Below are 17,380 nucleotides of genomic sequence, written 5' to 3'. Positions count from 1 at the left end.
GCGCGAGAAGGCTGCGAATGTCCGATCAGCGCGGTGAGAACGAATGCAAGAAGAACGGTGTCCGATCGGGGGCGTGTCGGCGGGGCACGCTCGCACTGATCGCAGTCGCACTGATCGTTGTCGGCCCAGTGCTCTGCGGGCTCTGGATCGGGTACCGCCTCTACTACGGGCTCGGTGCCATCGGCGGGGTGCGCGGTGTGCAAGTTCCCGACACCTACGATGGGCTGCTGTGGGCCGGCATGGCTGCCATCGCGTATGGCATCTGCCTCGGCGTCGTTGCGGCTCTCAACGTCAAGGCCAGGTGGGCGGCTGTCGCATTCGTTGCGGCCATAGCCTTGTTTCAGGCCTGGGGGATTGGCAACAAGCGGGCATCAGAGCAGTTCGCTGCAAAAAGACTCATGCAAGATGCAGTGGAAATCGCACCGTGGGAGGCTGCCTTTGAGTTGCAGACGTCGAAGATCCGAAAGGCAATCGATGCTGACGACCTCGGTGCACTGTCTGATGCCGGGAAAACTTGCTTGTCCTTGTACAGGACCATACCGTCACACTTCCAGGGCCGGTTCCGTTCAGGCGAGTGCCGAGTGGAGGAAAGTCCTGGCGACGTGGCTTACACAGGCTTGCTCGGCGAAGCGTTCAAAGCCAATGCATGGCGCGTGATGGACCACTACCTGACACAGATCGAAGCGCAGGCGTCTGCGAGCGAGCGCCCATCCTGGCGGGGCGATTCACCTGACCTGGAACAGCCCCACTGCGTGGTGCGGCTCGCGCAGCGGGACGATCTCACGCCATGGCTGATGCCGCCGATCGACCTGCGCCGAGTCGATCAGTTGCGAGCCGTCGGCGCCGAGGAGGAGGTTCAGAAGCCCCTGCGGACGGAAATGCTTGACGTGCTCGCCAAGCATCGGGCCCCTCCCTTTCGGGTTGGAGAGGAGGCGCTGCAACATCTTTTTGTCTATGCCCTGAGCCAGCGTCGCATGGATGTTGCCCAGGCCATCCTGGAGCGGGCGAAAGGACGGTTCAAGTGGTGCGTGGGAGGAATGCGCGCCACAGATCTCGCCGCTGCGGTCGCGCCAAGAACAAGAGGGGATCCGATCTGGGCAAGGGGTGAGAGAGCGGTGTTCAGTGCCATCGCTGGCTGGCCCGAAGAGAAATGGCAGGAGGCGGCAAGTGATTACCTGCATGCTGTGAAAAGAACGGGTCAAGACGATGCTGCGTCAGGAAAGCAAAGCCTTGCCGAATGCCAGAAGGTGGCGGGGCGCATCGCAAGCACGAGGCCTGCGAAGAATCGAAGGGCCCTCGTCGCGAGCTGTGCGACCTGAGGCGTTGTGACGAGCATGGCAGATACCGGCAGGCCGCCACCCGATGGCGGTGGTCTTCAACCAGTTTTCTTGTGAGGGAGTAGAGCCAAATGGCCGAAGGTATCCAGAGCGGGGGGGCATTTCTCGACCGTCAGCACGACCGGCTGCTGCGCCTGTCGTTCCCCCAGGGCGGCGAACCTGCGGGTGCGCGGCTGGTCATCAACCGGTTGGAGGCCAGCGAAGGCGTGTCGCGCGACTTCGAATACACGGCCGAATTGCTCTCGAGCAATGCCGACCTGGCGCTCAAAGACCTGCAAGGCAAGATGCTGTGCATCGATCTCGTGCGTGCGGACGGCAGCCTGCGCCACTTCACCGGCATCGTCTTCGCCTTCCGTCTCGTCAAGACCGACGGCAACCTTGCCTTCTACGAAGCCCGGCTTGGTCCGTGGTTGAGATACTTGCGCCTGCGCTCGAACAACCGCCTGTTCCACCGCCAGAACCTGCAAGAGCAGACCCAGGCCATCTTCAACGACTACGACACCCTGCCGCAATGGAAGTGGCAAGTCCGCAGCGAAGACCTCCCCATCACCATGGCCGCCCAAGGCGGAGGTGCCCAAGGCGAGAGCGACCACAACTACCTGCACCGGCGCTGGGAAGCCGCCGGCTACAGCTACTGGTACGAACACACGGCCCAAGGCCACACCCTCGTTCTCGCCGACGACACCACACTGGCCGAAGCCGTGGACGGGCCGACGCCCGACATCCGCTTCCAGCGCGAAGGCGGCGCGCAGGAAGAAGATGCCATCCACCAGTGGAGTGCTGCACGCACCCTCGTGTCCGGGCACACGGCCGTCAGCGCCTTCGACTTCAAGAACCCGCGAGCCCAGCACGCCGATACCCCCAGCGGCAACCAGCAAGGCGACGTCCCTCAGCTGGAAGTGCACGAATACGGCGGCCACCGGCACTTCAAGACCAGCCGCGAAGGCGATGCGCTTGCCAAGCGGCGCGTCGAAGAGATCGAAGCAGTTGCGAAGCACTTCGATGCGCGCGGCAACAACCGGCAAGTACTGCCCGGGCGCTACTTTCGCCTCACCGATCACTTCGGGCGCACGCAGGGCACAGGCCCCGAGAGCGAATTCCTGATCCTGGAGATCGAGCACAGCGCGAGCAACAACTACCTGCAAGGCGCAGGCGAGCTCGCCCAGTACAGCAACCGCTTCAGCTGCAGCCGCCGCTTCGTTCCCTGGCGCCCCGGTCGCGGCTTTCACAGCACGGAGCAGCGCGTGATGGCGCCACAGACGGCGACCGTGGTGGGATCGTCTGCCGAGGGCAGCATCCACACCGACGAGTACGGGCGCATCCGGGTGCAATTTCACTGGGACCGCGAAGGCCAGAGCGACGAGCGCAGCTCCGCCTGGGTGCGTGTGATGAGCCCCTGGGCGGGTGGCGAGACCGGTGCCGTCTCCACGCCTCGGGTCGGCTCGGAAGTCATCGTGCAATGCCTGGACGGCAACCCCGATCACCCCATCGTCATGGGGGTGGTCTACAACGCGCAGCGCATGCCGCCGTGGAAGCTGCCCGAGCAAAAGGCCCTCACGGGCCTCAGAAGCCGTGAACTTGCAGGCACCAGCGGTAACGAGGCCGGCGGCAAGAGCAACCACCTGCTGCTGGACGACACCGAAGGCAAGATCCAGGCGCAGCTCAAGAGCGACCATGACAGCAGCTCCCTGAGCCTGGGGCACATCACGCGCATCGAAGACAACGCCGGGCGCAAGGACGCCCGGGGCCAGGGCTTCGAGCTGCGCACGGACGGCCACGGTGCGATTCGGGCCCAGGACGGGCTCCTGATCAGCACCGAGGCGCGCGCCAACGCCCAGGCCCACATCACCGACATGGGCGAGACGGTACAGCGCCTGACCCAGGGACGGGAACTGCACGAGGGCTTGAGCGAAGCGGCGCAACAGGCCAAGGCACACGAGGCCGGCGACCAGGACGAGGTGACCCGAAGCCTGAAGGCGCAGAACGATGCGATCAAGGGTTCTGGCGGCGGCAACAAGGCCGAGGGCGAGTTCCCCGAGCTCAACGAGCCGCATGTGGTGCTGGCCAGCCCTTCGGGGATCGAGGCCACCACGGGTGGCTCGATGCACCTGGTGAGCACCGAGCACCATGCGATCACCAGCGGGGCGCACACCAGCATTGCAGCGGGCAAGAGCTTGCTGGTCAGTGCCAAGGACGCGGTGCGCATCGCAGCCTTCGAAAAAGGCATTCGCCTGGTGGCGGCAGCGGCGGACATCGACATCACTGCTCTCAAGAGTTGCATCAATGTCATCGCCAAGCTCGACATCAAGATGGAGGCCAATCGCATCACCATCACTGCCAAGGAAGAGGTTCTGGTCAATGGCGGCACCAGCTACACGCGCTGGAACGCGAGCGGCATCGAGAGCGGCACCAATGGCATCTGGCGCGAGCATGCGGCCGTGCACAGCCTGGTCGGCCCCAGCAGCAAAGGGTCCCCCAAGCTGCCGGAGCCGACCCAGCTGCCGAAAGGGCAACTGGATCTGCACAACCACTACATCAAGAGCGATGGCACGCCGCGACAGGCCGTGAAGCAGGGCGAGTACACCGTGGTGGATTCGGAAGGTGGCACCCACAGCGGCAACCTCGATGCCAAAGGTTTCGCGACGGTGTCGGGCTTGCCGATCGGTGGCGCCAAGATCACTTTTGGTCCGGACCCGCGCGATCCCTGGGACGAGGGCAGTTACTTCGGGCCACCGCACGAATGGCCACCCAAGCCGCTGGACGAGAAATCGACGACGAGCCCTGCAGGCGATGCAGGGGCCTTGCCTGCAGCGAACCTGCTGTCGGCCAAGGGCGTTCTGGGCGGGGCCAAGGGCGCGTTGGGGCAGATCGGCCAGGTGGCCGGAACGGCGCAACAAGCCGTTGCGGCCGTCCAGGCCGTGCAGCAAGGCGGCGCGCAGGCATTGCTGGGACAAGTGGGGCAGTTGGCCTCTGGCGCAGCGACCCAGGCTATTGGCAAGGCCGTTGGCGGCGCGCTCGGCCCGATGGGTGCGCCTGCAGCAGGCGTGGCCGGCAGTGTGGTGGCCGGTGGCATGAATGGCGGGCTGGCGGGTGCAGCTGCCGCGGCGCAGAGCAGCGTGAGCGGTGCGGTGGCGTCGGTCGTTCCCAAGCTGCCTGGCGCATTGCCCAGCCTGCCGTCCTTGGGCGGCGCGAACCCTGCGACAGCCATGACCGGCAGAACGCCCGGCTTCGCAGGTTGACGGCGACACAGGCCCGCCGGCTGCGAGGGCCTGAAGAGAACAAATCAGATCGAGGAAGCACAAAAAATGGCAACGCAGGGACCGCAGGAAACCAAGCCGCGCGAGAAGCAGACCGCAGTCGCGCCGCTCAACGCCATCGCGCCGCAGGACATCGGTGCCGGCGCGGCGCGCTTCGACAAGTGGTTGCGCGACATCAGCAACGACTACGTCACGCTGGAACGCCTGAGCACCGTGGCGGGCAGCCTGCCTGTCATCGGCAACATCATGGCGCTGATCGACGTGATCATGGACATCGTCCTGATCAGCGGACGATTCATCAAGAAAGAGGCTGTTGATTTCCTTGCGTGGGTCAACCTGGGCATTAACCTGATCGGCATCATTCCCGCACCGCCGAGCATGGCGGCTGCCCGCATGAGCCTGCGCCCGGCACTGCATCTCGTCAAACAGCAGCTCAAGCACAGCGCCTCGAACATTGGCGACGCGTTGATCTCCGTGCTGGTGATGCACCTCAACGACAAGATCGCGGGCGAGATCGAGAAGTTTGTCGACGGTGCGATGAGCAAGCTCTCGGGCATCCTGAACAATTGCGCGGACAAGGCCGATGGCGTCGTCGACGACCTCATCAGCGTGTTGCGCCGCTGCACCGGCGGCGAAGACCTGTTCAAGATCGCGGGCCCCAAGCCGGAGAGGAACACCTACAACCCGAAGAAGGAGAGCATGTGGAACCGCATGCTCGCCGCCGCGGACCGCTATGCCAAACAGGCGGCCAACTACGCCGTCAAGGTGGCGGCCGCACGCCTGCCGGACAAGGCCAAGGCGGTGGTCAACATCGTCATCAGCAGCCTGACCGACTTCAAGGGGGCGCTGCGAGCCAAGTTGACAGCGCTGGCCAGTGCCGAGACCGAGCGCTCGATCATGTGGCTGCTCAAGCGCCTGTTTGCCGCTGTGAAGAAATTCAAGGCCAAGCGTGCCGCTGTGGTGCCGCCTACCAGGGGTACCCAGGCGCAGGCCGCCAGGCCGGGTCACGAACTCGGCGCCGTGAACACCCAGGCTGGCGCCACCGGCAGCGGTAACTGCTGCAAGCAGGGGGCAGCCAAGGCCAAGACCCGCAATTCCATCAGCTTCGCCACAGGAAGCGAGAGCTTCACCCACACGGATTTCGTGTTGCCGGCCACGCTGCCCATCGAATGGAATCGCACCTACAGCAGCGACCTCGAAGCCTATGACCAGGGCAGTTTCGGCGCGCGCTGGCTGATCCCGTACACGACCCGCATCGACGTCGTCGAGTCCAGAGGGCGACGCGCACTGGTCTACCGTGCCGCCGACGGTCGCAGCCACGACATCCCCTGGCTGGCCGTAGGCCAAAGCCATCGCAACGCCATCGAGGAATTCAGTGCCACGCGTTTGCGCGACACGCTGCTGGTGCTCGACTTCGGCAAGCCGTTGCCCGCCGGCGAACCGGCCGACTGGCGCGAGAGTTACGAACTCGTCGACACGGTCGGCAGCAAGGCCGCCACCCAAGGCAAGCAGCACTTCCGCCTGGTGGCTCAACATGCCAAGGACGGCGCCGCGATCGGCCTGCGCTACGACCATGCATTGCCTTCCGGCGAGCAGGTGCTGAGCGATGTCGTCAGCAAGCAGGGCGACGTCACGCTCGCGCATGTTGGCATCCGGCCTCATGCGATCTCGGGGCGCATCGAATCCGTATGGGAGCTAAAAGACGGGCAGGTCGTTCGTCAACTCGCCGCCTACACCCACGATGAGGCCGGCGATCTGGTCGCGGCGCAGGACGAGAACGGTGCCGCCTGGGCTTACCAGTACAGCCACCACCTCATCACCCGCTACACCGACCGCACGGGCCGCGGCATGAACCTGTCCTACGACGGCACCGGGGCCCAGGCCAAGGCGATTCGTGAATGGGCGGACGACGGCAGCTTCGACACCCGCCTGGAGTGGGATGAGAACATCCGCCTGACCTATGTGACCGATGCGCTGGGCCAGGAAACGTGGATCTACTACGACATCCTTGGCTACACCTACCGCGTCATCCACCCGGACGAGAACGAGGAATGGTTCTTCCGCGACGACGCCAAGAACATCACCCGCCATGTGCACGCCGACGGCACGACCGACGACTATGTCTACGACGACGCTGGCAACCTGCAAACCCACACGCAGGCCGATGGCAGCCAGGTCCACTTCGAGTACGACAAGCTGAGCCGCCTGACCGGCGTGCGCGATGCCGAAGGCGGCGCCTGGCGGCGCGACTACAACCCGCAGGGTCACCTCACCGAGGAAACCGACCCGCTCGGCCACAAGACCCAATACGCCTACGACAAGGCCGGGCGGCCGGTGCAGATCACTGACGCCAAGGGCGGTGTCAAGAAGCTCGCCTACACCCCGACGGGCGAACTCGCCAGCTACACCGACTGCTCGGGCAAGACGACCACCTGGACCTACGACCCTCAAGGCCGCCTCGCCCAAAGCACCGACGCCGCCGGCCAGGTCACCAGGTACCGCTACACCACGCTCGACGAGCAAGCGCTGACGGCAGCCCAGGCGGGTGCCAATCACCCGGGCCAGCTCGAAGAAGTGATCCACCCCGATCAGACCAGCGAGCGCCTGGCTCACGACGCCGAGGGCCGCCTGCTGACGCACACCGACGCCTTGGCGCGCAGCACCCATTACCGCTACGCCGATGCGGGACTCATCGCTGGGCGCACTGATGCTGCAGGCCACACGCTGAGCTACCAATGGGACAAACTGGGGCGCCTCACCCAGCTCGACAACGAGAACCGCAGCCACTACCGCTTCAAGTACGACCCCGTCGGTCGCCTGCTCGAAGAAACCGGCTTCGACGGCAAGGTGACCCAGTACCGCTACGAAGCAACCAGCGGCGTGCTCACCGAAGTGGCAGAAGCAGGGCAGGTCACCCGACTCGCCTTCGACCCATTGGGTCGACTTGTCGAACGCGAGGCCGCAGCCCAAGCCGAAACCTTCGCCTACGACGGCAACGGCCGCCTTGTCGAAGCCCGGAACCAGGACGCCAAGCTCCAGTGGTTCTACGACCCCGCCGGCAACCTCACCCGTGAGCACCACGCCGATCTCGCCAGGGGGCACACCGCCATCTGGCAGCACCGCTACAACGAACTCAACCAGAGAGTCGGCAGCACCCGCCCCGACGGCCACACCCAGGAGTGGCTCACCTACGGCAGTGGCCACGTGCACGGCCTGCTGCTCGACGGCCAGGACATCCTGAGCCTGGAGCGCGACGACCTCCACCGTGAAGTCGGCCGCCAGCAGCACAACGGCCTGGCCCAGACGCAAACCTACGACCCTGCCGGGCGGTTGCTCGAGCAGCAGATCACCCACACGAAACCAGCCCCTGGCACCACAAGCACCACCGCCGTCGGCATCCGTCGCAGCTACCGCTATGACAAAGCCGGCCAGCTCACCGGCATCGGCGACAGCCGGCGCGGGCGCCTGGACTACCGCTACGACCCGGTCGGGAGATTGCTCGAAGCCCAGAGCCAACTGGGCAAGGAAGTGTTCGCCTTCGACCCTGCTGGCAACATCGCCGACCCGGTACTGAAGGAGCCCGGCACGGCAGCACTCGCGCGCGAACAGGGCGTGGCCCCCGGCAAGCTGTTGGACAACCTGCTCAAAGAGTACGCCGGCACGAGCTACAAATACGATGCGCACGGCAACCTCACCGAACGGACGAAGAACGGGCGGAAGACCCTCTTCAGCTGGGACGGCTTCAACCGCATGGTCAGCGCAAAGAGCGAGGAGGGCACCACGACCTTCCGCTACGACCCGATGGGCCGGCGCATTGCCAAGACAAGCGGATCGAGAGAGACCCTCTTCGGTTGGGACGGCGACAACCTCGCCTACGAAAGCGCAACGCCGCTGGACCCCAGGGCCCGAGAGCAGGCGCACACCGTGCACTACGTCCACGAGAAGGACAGCTTCGTGCCGCTGGTGCAGGTGCGCAGACAGCGCTTCCTTCAGCTGAGCCCCACCACCGACGTGAAGGCGCTGATGCAGGCCAACGGCGGGGCCTACGACATCGAGCAGGACCCGTTGTGGAACGGACAGGGGCTGCAGCAAGCCAGCGCCGAGCCGTTCAGGCCTGATGAGATCGCTTTCTATCAGTGCGACCACTTGGGCACGCCACAGGAGTTGACCGACTCGGAAGGCCAGGTCTGCTGGAGCGCGAATTACAAGGCCTGGGGCGAGGCGAAGCAGGCGATCAGCAAGGCGGCCGGGGTAGCGGGGATCACGAATCCGATTCGGTTCCAAGGGCAGTATTTCGACGAGGAAACGGAGCTGCACTACAACCGGTATCGCTACTACGATCCGCACAGTGGGAGGTTTGTATCGAGTGATCCGATTGGATTTTTCGGGGATTCGAATTTTTACGCATATACGAAAAACCCAGTTGAATGGCTTGACCCACTTGGATTAAAGCCGCGCCGACCGCAAACAGGAGCACCGACCCACGCAGGAGCACACGTCCGTCCAGTGAACGGCAGAAGGCCGCTTAATTACTGTTTTGCGGGCAAAACCATGACCGGCTCCGATTTGCCGGCCAGTGTTCGTGGCAAGTACCCGCATGGCGTCCCGTTTAATATGTTGGGATTTCCCGATTTTTCCAGATATGCGGTGAAAAAAGTGAATGTTGGAAGTTTCAATAACGACGATGCAGACTTCAGGGCTGCAAATGACGCAGCATTTGGTGCAAATAACGGATTTGGATCAAAAGCGCCGCCAGGCTACCGCTGGCATCATACGCAGTATGATGGGCGCCTCCAGCTTATTCCCGCCGATATTCATGACGCAGTTCGGCACACCGGAGGTGCCGCTGTTTGTGGTACCAGGAGATAATTCATGGTCAATTTTAAATCGCTGGGCCTCAGTGAGGCTGAAATTTCAAAATTTGAAAAACTTGGAATTCCATATAAAAAATCTCTTAAAAAAGAGCTTCTTGCTGCATCGAAAATAGGGCCGGCGAGCGAGGCTGAAATAAATGAACTTGAATCCGATTTTGGCCGTTTGCCAGAAGACTATCGAGAATTTTTGTCTACGGTTAACGGCGGGGTGCCAGATAAAAATGGATTTGTTTTGAATGGAAAAAAAATTTCACTGAGCGAATTCTTTGCTATTGATGGTCCGAGAAATATCTCTCAAACCATTCGATCGAAGCTTGTCGGATATGAGAATCGAATACCATCAAATTCAATTCCTATTGGAGGAACGGTTGGTGGGGATTTGATTTTGATGTTTGTAGGTGGGCATGGTGGATTCTCTGGAATATACCTTTGGAGACACGAGATCGAGGCGGAAAGTGCAGGCAATAAATTCTATGGGAATGTTGAAAAATTGACGGAAAATTTTTCTTCCCTATTGGCCTCCTTGGTTTGAATTTAATGGATGAATCTGTCATCGATCCGAGGGGCGCGAAAATACTGAAATTCCACATTGATAGCGAATTTGCGCACAAGCTTAGGCACATACGATGAAAGAGTTTCATGCGCTGACGGTTGAGGAAATTGCAAGATCAGTTGAGCGGTTAAAAGGCGAAAGCCTTCTCCTTGAGGAGGCGATTTCTATAGCAGAGGCAGATGTGCTGCGCTGCCGATTTCTAGGGAGGCGTATCAACATTAAGATTGATCTTGCATATGGTGCTGAGATCGATCCGGTTGATTCGTTTTCTAGCAAGGAAGTCGATGAAATTTCAAATCTAATCTTGACGAAATTGTGATTTGAATTTTTCAATAATCGCCGGGAAGACCTCCGATTCTGCGCGGCATTTAGCGCGAATAATCTCATGGGCTGCGTTGCTGATGGGAATTTCGTCTTCCTGTGTCGAAGGGGTGTTGAGGAATTTGAATGGCTAGAGTATTGATCCATCTTCATGCAAGTGATATTCCGAGCAGTATCGAGTTCTATAGGAATTTCGGATTTTCCCTTGCGAGTGATGATGTTGATGGATCCGGACTCAGAATCACAAGAATGACTCACGGCGCCGCACCGTCTTTGGTCCTGAATTTTCGTGACAACAGCTCTTTGTTGCGCGCCTACAAAGAAGTCGATGACGTGGACCTTCCCGTGGTGGCATTCGGTCTGATTTCTTCTTGGGATGACGAGTTTTTCGGTTGGCAGAGTTTGATATTTAAGAGCTTCAGTGATCTTGTGATAAGAAACGTTTCTCAGCCATACGGAGAATGGATTTATTTGAAAGACCCTGCTGGAAATAACATCTTGTTTGCCAATTCCGATTTTTATTGAAATCCCAAACATCTTGATGTGTTGCCATCAATGAGCCAAAGACCATGCCCTCGCAAGTGATCATCCAAAACCACAACCTCTGGCGCAAAGGCGCCGGTGGTGCCCCCGCAGGTCTTGCCGGCATGGCCGACAGCTATGCCTATGCTGGCCTGGACCTGAACCTCGCCCAGTTCGCGACCACCGCCTTCACCGGCACCAGCTTTGCCGCGTGCACGTTCAAGCAGGCCGGTTGGACTGGATGCCAGTTCACAGGCTGCACCTTCACCGCGTGCGACTTCGAGGGCATTTCCATCTCCGGGTGCACGTTCTCCAACTGCACTTTCTCGCAGTCGCGGTTCCAGCAAAGTCGGCTCAGCGCTTGTCAGTTCAACAACTGCCAGTGGAACGGCTTGAATTTCGATGGAGGTCACTGGTCCGATGTCGCCGTGCTTGGATGCACGGGCACCACGGTTCAGGCCGATGGCCTGCGCGGAGAACATGTGGACTTCACTGGCAGCTACTTCGAGCACATGGAGATGCGCAACACGCAGATCAATTGAGTTCGCAAAGCGGCGCGATCTTTCGGAGCATCCATGCCAAGAGGCACCCCCAACCCCAATCCCATGTACGGAATCTACGGCTACGACGACTATTGGAGCGTCGATATTCGCCGTAACAAGGTGCGCATGGTCAAGGCGTTCTACTTCAACACCCACGGCGGTCGCGAGGGTGCCTTGGCGCATGCCCAGGCGCATCGAGATCAATTCGTGCGCGAACACTTGCCGGTGTTGAAGCGCGAGATCGCCCAGCGCGTGCGGCGCGACAACAAGAGTGGCGTGGCGGGGGTGTATTTTCGGGAGGAGCCGGGCGGGAAGAATCCGATGTGGATCGCGATGACCAGAGTCAGCCCGGAGAAATCGGTCAGCAAGGCTTTTTCGGTCGGCCGATACGGACCCCGGGCGCGGGAGCTGGCGATTGCCGAACGACAAAAGCAACTCGAGCAGATGACGGGGTATGCCTCGCGTCATCCGGCGGATGGATCGACGTCGGCTGTGATCACCGAGCACTGTCGAGCCTGACATCGACCGTTTCACGCTGATCACGGCGGGCCGGCAGGGCCCTCCATTTCCTCGATTCCCGTCACACCCCGTTTCACTTCTCCCGCGCTTCCTGTGCACCAGTTCACAGAGGGAAAGCCGCCAGTTGACCGGTGTAAACTGCCCGGTTTTCTCCCTCTCTCGCGGTATGGTGCAAGTGTCACGGCGCACAGGCTTCACCGGCTCGGCGCTCACTCGCTTGCTCGCTCAATTGAGCGACATCGACGTTCCCGAATCCAGGCAAGCCCTCGCGGATCGTTTGAGTCAGTGGTTCAGTTGGACCGACGCCATCTCCTTGTCTGCAGCTTTGGATTCCGATCTGGGCGTCGCCGTGTCCGGCGCCCGGGCGTCCGAGGGCGCCGAGGAGGCGCAGGAGTGCGCGCGCCTGAAGGCCGCGCTGGCCAAGGGCAATGCCGACGGCGGCGTGGCCTCCGTGCTGCCGGGCGCGAACGACGACTTTCCGCCGTACCGCCGCCGCTACTTCGCGCGGCAGCAGGCCATGGAAACAGCCATCGAACCGCTGCGCGCGCGCCTGCGGGCCCGGCTCGCGACCCGCTCGCCCGAGCTGGCCCGGCTGGCCGCGGTGGACGCCATCCTGGAACAGGTGGTGGGCGCCCGCGAACGCAGCCTGCTGGCGAGCGTGCCGACGCTGCTGGAGAAACATTTCAAGCGCTTGCGCGAGGCCCATCAGGCCGCGCAGGACGCCACCCCCGACAACCCCCAGCCGCCAGCGACCGCCGCCGCCGGCTGGCTGGACGTGTTCGGCCGCGACATGCAAAGCGTGCTGCGGGCCGAGCTGGACATTCGCATGCAACCGGTCGAAGGCCTGCTCGAAGCCCTTCGCGATCGCTAGCGTGCCGCCCTACAAGAGACAACAAGCTTCCATGAACAGATTTTTCCATTACGCCGTCTTCCTCGTGGGCCTGGCCGTCGTGTGCTGGGTCGGTGCCAGCTATGTCGGCCACAACCCGCTGGCCCTGGTGATCACGGCGCTGATCGGCGCGTTCTACCTGATGGGCGCGCTGGAGCTGCACCGCTTCCACCAGGCCACCGGCACGCTGTCGCATGCGGTGAACGACCTGTCGGCGCCGCCGGCGAGTCTCGGCGACTGGCTCGCCGGCCTGCATCCCTCGCTGCGCAACGCGGTGCGCCTGCGCATCGAAGGCGAGCGCGTCGGCCTGCCGGGTCCGGCGCTCACGCCGTACCTCGCGGGCCTGCTGGTGCTGCTGGGCATGCTGGGCACCTTCCTGGGCATGGTGGTCACGCTCAACGGCACGGGGCTGGCGCTCGAAAGCGCGACCGACGTGCAGGCCATCCGCAACTCGTTGTCGGCGCCCGTGCGCGGCCTGGGCCTGGCCTTCGGCACCTCGGTGGCGGGCGTGGCCGCATCGGCCATGCTGGGCCTGGCCTCGGCGCTGTGCCGGCGCGAACGCCTGCTGGCCGGGCAGTCGCTCGACACGCTCATCGCCACGTCGCTGCGCGGCCACTCGCTGGCGCACCGCCGCGAAGAGTCGTTCAAGCTGATGCAGCAACAGGCCCACGCGATGCCCGCGCTGGTCGACCAGCTGCAGGCCATGGTGGCCGCGATGGACCGCCAGAGCCAGTCGATCAACGAACGCCTTGTCGCCAGCCAGGACACCTTCCACCAGAAGACCGAAGCCGCCTACACGGGGCTCGCCGCCTCGGTCGACCGCTCGCTCAAGGACAGCCTGGCCGACAGCGCCCGCATCGCCGGCGAAACCATCCAGCCCGTGGCGAAGGTCATGCCCGAGCTGGTCGGCCAGCTGCAGACCATGATGGCCGCGATGGAGCGCCAGACCCAGGCGCAGAACGACCGCCTCGTGGCCAGCCAGGACAGCTTCCACCAGAAGGCCGAAGCCGCGTACAAGGGGCTGGCCGCTTCGGTCGATCGCTCGCTGAAGGACAGCCTGGCCGACAGCGCCCGCATCGCCGGCGAGACCATCCAGCCCGTGGCGAAGGTGATGCCCGAGCTGGTCGGCCAGCTGCAGACGATGATGGCCGCGCTGGAACGCCAGGGCCAGGCGCAGAACGAGCGCCTCGTCGCCAGCCAGGACAGCTTTCACCAGAAGGCCGAAGCCGCGTACAGCGGCCTGGCCGCCTCGGTCGATCGCTCGCTGAAGGACAGCCTCACCGACACCGCCCGCATCGCCGGCGCGACGATCCAACCCGTGGTCGAGGCGGCCATGCTCGGCATCGCGCGCGAAGCGGCCTCGCTGCAGGGCGGCATGGCGCAGGCCGTCGAACGGCAGCTCGAAGGCCTCACGGGCCGCTTCGAGGCCTCGACCGCCGGCGTCGCCGACACCTGGAAGGCCGCGTTGGCCGAACACGAGCGCGCGAGCGGGGCGCTGTCGAGCGACCTGCGCGGCACGCTCGAACGCTTTGCCGAGACCTTCGAGCAGCGCTCGGCCGCGCTGGTCGAGGGCGTGTCGGCCCGCCTCGAAAGCACCGTGGGCAGCGTGTCCGACACCTGGGGCAGCGCGCTCGCGCAGCACCAGCGCGTCAGCGAAAAACTGTCGGGCGATTCGCACCAGGCGCTCGCCGCCGCTGCCGCCACCTTCGAACAGCATTCGGTGGCGCTGTTGCGCACCGTGGGCGAGGCGCACACCAGCCTGCAGACCGAACTGGCGGCGCGCGATGCGCAGCGCCTGTCGGCCTGGAGCCAGTCGCTCGAAGCCATGGCTGCGTCGCTGCAGAAGGAATGGCAGCAGGCCGGCGCGCACACGCTGAGCCAGCAACAGCAGCTGAGCGACACGCTGGCGCAGGCCGCGCGCGACGTGTCGACGCAGGCCGAGGCGCATGCCAAGCAGACCGTCGCCGAAGTCGCGCAACTGCTGCAGGCCGCGTCGGACGCACCCCGCGCCGCCGCCTCGCTGCTCGACACCGTGCGCGAGGCGCACGCCAACCTGCAGACCGAACTCGCCACGCGCGACGCGCAGCGCCTCGCGGCCTGGAGCGGCTCGCTCGAAACCATGGCCGCCTCGCTGCAGAAGGAATGGCAGCAGGCCGGCGCGCACAGCCTGAGCCAGCAGCAGCAGATGAGCGAGACGCTGGCGCAGACCGTGCGTGACATGTCGGCGCAGGCCGAGGCCAACGCCAAGCAGACCGTGGCCGAAGTCGCGCAGCTGCTGCAGGTGGCGGCCGAGGCACCGAAGGCCGCGGCCGACGTGATCGCCGAGCTGCGCCAGAAGCTGTCCGACGGCATGGCGCGCGACAACGACATGCTCGAAGAGCGCAGCCGCATCCTCGGCACGCTCGAAACCTTGCTCGGCGCGGTGAACCATGCCTCGACCGAACAGCGCAGCGCCATCGACGCGCTCGTCACGGCCTCGGCCGACATGATGGAGCGCGTGGGCAGCCGCTTCACCGAGAAGGTCGAGAGCGAGACCGAGAAGATGGCCGGCATCGCCGCGCAGATCACCGGCGGCGCGGTCGAGGTGGCGAGCCTGGGCGAGGCCTTCGGCTTTGCCGTGCAGCGCTTCGGCGAATCGAACGACAAGCTGGTGGCGCACCTGCAGCGCATCGAAGGCGCGCTGGGCAAGTCGCTGGCGCGCAGCGACGAACAGCTGGCCTACTACGTGGCGCAGGCGCGCGAGGTGATCGACCTGAGCATCATGTCGCAAAAGCAGATCGTCGAAGACCTGCAGCAGTTCGCCAGCCGCCAGACCGCCGTGACCAGCGAGGCCTGAGATGGTGCGCGACGAGATCGACCTCGACGCCGGCCTGGAGCCGACCGTCCCCGTGTGGGCGGTGTTCGGCGACCTGATGGCGGGCATGCTGGGCGCGTTCGTGCTGATCCTGGTGTGCGTGCTCGGCATGCAGCTGGACCTGGCGAGCCGCCTCGAAACCGAGGTGCAGCAGCGCCGCGCCGAATCGCAGCGCCGCGAGGCGCTCGAGCAGGCACTGGCCGGCCCGCTCGCGGCGGGCCGCGTGACGCTCAACAACGGCCGCATCGGCATCAGTGGCAGCGTGCTGTTCGCCTTCAACTCCGCCGACCTGCAACCCGGCGGGCGGCAACTCCTCAAGAGCCTGGCCGGTCCGCTGGGCGCCTACCTGAAGGCACGCGACGAGATCCTGATGGTGAGCGGCTTCACCGACGACCGGCAGATGCGCGACGGCGCGCGCCTGTTCGCCGACAACTGGGAGCTGTCGGCCCAGCGCGCGCTCACCGTGACGCGCGCGATGATCGAAGAGGGCGTGCCCTCGTCGTCGGTGTTCGCCGCCGCCTTCGGCGCCGAGCAGGCCGTGGCCTCGAACAGCGACGCCGAAGGCCGCGCGAAGAACCGCCGCGTGGAAATGGCGCCGACGCCCCGGCCCAAGAACGCACCCGACGCTGCGAAGCCCCGTGAGTAACGACGCCGCACCGGACGATCAGGTCGACGCGATCGCGGCGCTCGACGCCTGGCGCGCGCGCGGCGACGACCGCTTCGACCCGGTGCGCTTCCGCTTCATCGCGGCGATGGCACAGCGCGCGGCGGCGCACGAGGGCGAGGCGCGGCGCCTGCTCGACGCGCGGCTGGCCAGCCTCATGGCGACCTACCGCGCCGATCTGGAGAAGGTCGCCCCCGAGGCTGAAGCGCCGGCAGAGGCGCCGTTGCACACCGCGCTCGCCGAGCTGATGAACCACATCGCCCAACTCGCACCGCTGCCGCCGCCGCCCGACGCGGAGGCGACCGACGGAGACACCGTGCCCAGCCTGTCCACGGCACCCGAGCTCAAGACGCTGAGCTACTTCCGCGGCACCTGGTCCAAGCTCGCCGCCGACCAGCGCGTGACGCAGTCGCTCGCCAAGGTGCCGAAGAACGCCGGCCCGCTCAACACGCACCACCTGGTGCAGCGCGCGCTCACGCTGATGCGCGACCTGTCGCCGCAGTACCTGCAGCGCTTCATGGCGCACGTCGATGCGCTGCTGTGGATCGAGCAGGTGAACGCCGCCGCCGAGGCCGCGCGCGTGGCGCGCACCGAGAGCCCGCGCAAGAGTTCGCGCAGCCGCGCGAGCTAAAAGCTCAGCCCGCCGCGTCGTGGCACACGACGCACAGCTTGTTGCCGTCCGGGTCGCGGAAGTATGCGCCGTAGTAGTCGGGGTGGTAGTGCGTGCGCAGACCCGGCGGGCCCTCGCAGCTGCCGCCGTGTGCGAGCGCGATGCGGTGTACCGCGTCGACCATCGCCCGCGTGCTGGCGGTGAACGCCGCCATCTGGCCGTTGCCCGCGTCGTGTGGCCGGCCGTCGTGGGGTTGGCAGATCACGAAGAAGGGCCGCGCGCGCCCCGCGCTGTGCCAGCCCGCCCAGGGCTTCTCCGGCTCGCAGAAGCGGCGCTCCAGGCCGAGGCCGCCCATCACCGCGTCGTAGAAGGCCAGCGCGCGGTCGAAATCGGAGACGCTGAAGAAGACATGAGAGAACACGTCGGCTCCTTGTGAAG

At 64.3% G+C, this 17,380-nt stretch carries 13 protein-coding genes; 12 read left to right on the top strand and 1 reads right to left on the bottom strand.

Annotated features, from left to right (window positions below; translation table 11 throughout):
• Positions 1-17: 17 nt before the first annotated feature.
• The 12 genes from AC3WQR_RS00585 to AC3WQR_RS00530 all read left to right on the top strand — a co-directional run bounded on the left by AC3WQR_RS00585 (position 18) and on the right by AC3WQR_RS00530 (position 16,963).
• A complete protein-coding gene (locus tag AC3WQR_RS00585) occupies positions 18-1,319 on the top strand; it encodes a hypothetical protein (RefSeq protein WP_492740893.1) in 1,302 nt (433 codons plus the stop codon).
• Between the two features lie 89 nt (positions 1,320-1,408).
• A complete protein-coding gene (locus tag AC3WQR_RS00580; protein ID WP_492740892.1) occupies positions 1,409-4,576 on the top strand; it encodes a type VI secretion system Vgr family protein in 3,168 nt (1,055 codons plus the stop codon).
• 66 nt (positions 4,577-4,642) lie between these two features.
• The gene (locus AC3WQR_RS00575; RefSeq protein WP_492740891.1) at positions 4,643-9,463 is read left to right on the top strand and encodes an RHS repeat-associated core domain-containing protein; all 4,821 of its coding nucleotides are present in this window, start codon (positions 4,643-4,645) and stop codon (positions 9,461-9,463) included.
• Between the two features lie 3 nt (positions 9,464-9,466).
• Positions 9,467-10,000, top strand: coding sequence for an SMI1/KNR4 family protein (locus tag AC3WQR_RS00570; protein ID WP_492740890.1), 534 nt, complete (start codon positions 9,467-9,469; stop codon positions 9,998-10,000).
• Positions 10,001-10,094: 94 nt separating this feature from the next.
• The gene (locus tag AC3WQR_RS00565; protein WP_492740889.1) at positions 10,095-10,340 is read left to right on the top strand and encodes a hypothetical protein; all 246 of its coding nucleotides are present in this window, start codon (positions 10,095-10,097) and stop codon (positions 10,338-10,340) included.
• A gap of 128 nt (positions 10,341-10,468) precedes the next feature.
• The gene (locus tag AC3WQR_RS00560; RefSeq protein WP_492740888.1) at positions 10,469-10,867 is read left to right on the top strand and encodes a VOC family protein; all 399 of its coding nucleotides are present in this window, start codon (positions 10,469-10,471) and stop codon (positions 10,865-10,867) included.
• A gap of 44 nt (positions 10,868-10,911) precedes the next feature.
• Positions 10,912-11,406 (top strand): pentapeptide repeat-containing protein, encoded by a 495-nt coding sequence (locus AC3WQR_RS00555; protein ID WP_492740887.1) that lies wholly within the window; start codon positions 10,912-10,914, stop codon positions 11,404-11,406.
• A 63-nt stretch (positions 11,407-11,469) separates the two neighbouring features.
• Positions 11,470-11,925 (top strand): hypothetical protein, encoded by a 456-nt coding sequence (locus tag AC3WQR_RS00550; protein ID WP_492740886.1) that lies wholly within the window; start codon positions 11,470-11,472, stop codon positions 11,923-11,925.
• 166 nt (positions 11,926-12,091) lie between these two features.
• Positions 12,092-12,796, top strand: coding sequence for a DUF3348 domain-containing protein (locus tag AC3WQR_RS00545; RefSeq protein ID WP_139702577.1), 705 nt, complete (start codon positions 12,092-12,094; stop codon positions 12,794-12,796).
• 31 nt (positions 12,797-12,827) lie between these two features.
• A complete protein-coding gene (locus tag AC3WQR_RS00540; RefSeq protein WP_492740885.1) occupies positions 12,828-15,650 on the top strand; it encodes a DUF802 domain-containing protein in 2,823 nt (940 codons plus the stop codon).
• Position 15,651: 1 nt separating this feature from the next.
• The gene (locus AC3WQR_RS00535) at positions 15,652-16,314 is read left to right on the top strand and encodes an OmpA family protein (protein WP_492740884.1); all 663 of its coding nucleotides are present in this window, start codon (positions 15,652-15,654) and stop codon (positions 16,312-16,314) included.
• Complete coding sequence (locus AC3WQR_RS00530; protein ID WP_492740883.1) at positions 16,307-16,963, top strand: DUF2894 domain-containing protein; 657 nt, start codon at positions 16,307-16,309, stop codon at positions 16,961-16,963. Before AC3WQR_RS00535 ends, AC3WQR_RS00530 begins: the two co-directional genes overlap by 8 nt.
• Positions 16,964-16,967: 4 nt before the next feature.
• Here the strand turns inward: AC3WQR_RS00530 and AC3WQR_RS00525 are convergent, their stop codons facing one another.
• Positions 16,968-17,363, bottom strand: a complete 396-nt coding sequence (locus AC3WQR_RS00525; RefSeq protein ID WP_492740882.1) for a VOC family protein — start codon at positions 17,361-17,363, stop codon at positions 16,968-16,970.
• Positions 17,364-17,380 lie beyond the last annotated feature (17 nt).

It is taken from the genome of Variovorax sp. FW305-3-2-15-B-LB1 (assembly GCF_058787635.1).
This window is presented reverse-complemented; position numbering and strand designations above follow the sequence as displayed.

Excerpts from the sequence above, each read along its gene's own strand:
- AC3WQR_RS00555 (WP_492740887.1), top strand. The coding sequence starts at position 10,912 with ATGCCCTCGCAAGTGATCATCCAAAACCACAACCTCTGGCGCAAAGGC.
- AC3WQR_RS00565 (WP_492740889.1), top strand. The coding sequence starts at position 10,095 with ATGAAAGAGTTTCATGCGCTGACGGTTGAGGAAATTGCAAGATCAGTT.
- AC3WQR_RS00550 (WP_492740886.1), top strand. The coding sequence starts at position 11,470 with ATGTACGGAATCTACGGCTACGACGACTATTGGAGCGTCGATATTCGC.
- AC3WQR_RS00575 (WP_492740891.1), top strand. The coding sequence starts at position 4,643 with ATGGCAACGCAGGGACCGCAGGAAACCAAGCCGCGCGAGAAGCAGACC.
- AC3WQR_RS00570 (WP_492740890.1), top strand. The coding sequence starts at position 9,467 with ATGGTCAATTTTAAATCGCTGGGCCTCAGTGAGGCTGAAATTTCAAAA.
- AC3WQR_RS00540 (WP_492740885.1), top strand. The coding sequence starts at position 12,828 with ATGAACAGATTTTTCCATTACGCCGTCTTCCTCGTGGGCCTGGCCGTC.
- AC3WQR_RS00560 (WP_492740888.1), top strand. The coding sequence starts at position 10,469 with ATGGCTAGAGTATTGATCCATCTTCATGCAAGTGATATTCCGAGCAGT.
- AC3WQR_RS00585 (WP_492740893.1), top strand. The coding sequence starts at position 18 with ATGTCCGATCAGCGCGGTGAGAACGAATGCAAGAAGAACGGTGTCCGA.
- AC3WQR_RS00535 (WP_492740884.1), top strand. The coding sequence starts at position 15,652 with ATGGTGCGCGACGAGATCGACCTCGACGCCGGCCTGGAGCCGACCGTC.
- AC3WQR_RS00545 (WP_139702577.1), top strand. The coding sequence starts at position 12,092 with ATGGTGCAAGTGTCACGGCGCACAGGCTTCACCGGCTCGGCGCTCACT.
- AC3WQR_RS00580 (WP_492740892.1), top strand. The coding sequence starts at position 1,409 with ATGGCCGAAGGTATCCAGAGCGGGGGGGCATTTCTCGACCGTCAGCAC.